Source organism: Mycolicibacterium peregrinum, from assembly GCF_001665625.1.
GTDB lineage: Bacteria > Actinomycetota > Actinomycetes > Mycobacteriales > Mycobacteriaceae > Mycobacterium > Mycobacterium peregrinum_B.
This window is the reverse complement of record NZ_LZSY01000072.1, coordinates 1-527: the sequence shown is the minus strand read 5'-3', so window position 1 is coordinate 527 and position 527 is coordinate 1. Positions and strand designations below refer to the sequence as shown.

Annotated in this window: 1 pseudogene; it reads right to left on the bottom strand. The window is 65.5% G+C overall.

Going from position 1 to position 527, the window contains the following annotated elements:
• Nucleotides 1–395: pseudogene (locus tag A5779_RS09440) on the bottom strand (tyrosine-type recombinase/integrase); the annotation flags it as partial.
• Nucleotides 396–527: the final 132 nt, after the last annotated feature.

The window sequence follows — 527 nt, the reverse complement described above, 5'->3', positions numbered from 1 at the left end:
ACGCGGGCCCCGTCGCTCAGATCAGCGACACTGACCGGGTAACGCCGGTGCCGTTGGTGGTAGTCGGCGGCGGCGATGCTCAGTGCACCGCTGGTCCATTTCAGCAGCGACGGTTCGATCTTGCGACGTTCTTCGTGTCCACACAGCCACACCCACCACGCGAGCTCCTCGCACAACCGTTGCGGCACACCCTGCGGGGTGAAGTCGTGGCCGTCCGGGGTGGGCCGGTAGCGCGGGTTGCGCTGAAAGACCGTGTTGGCCGGGCCGGTATCCAGGTGATAGACCAGCCTGCGCCACTGCGGCGGCACTTGTTGCCACTGCTGTGTCCACCGATCCCCGGCGGCACCGCGCGTCGGTGGGGTATGCGCTGGTGCAGGACTGTCATTGCCCGTCACGGTTCACCTTCCACCCAGCGACATAGTTCTTCCATTCGGCCAGCGTGCGCATCTCGGCGTCGTGTTTCGTGTTTGTCAACCTGGTGCGAGGCGTGCGCTATGCCCCGCTGCGACCGGAAACCATCTACGACA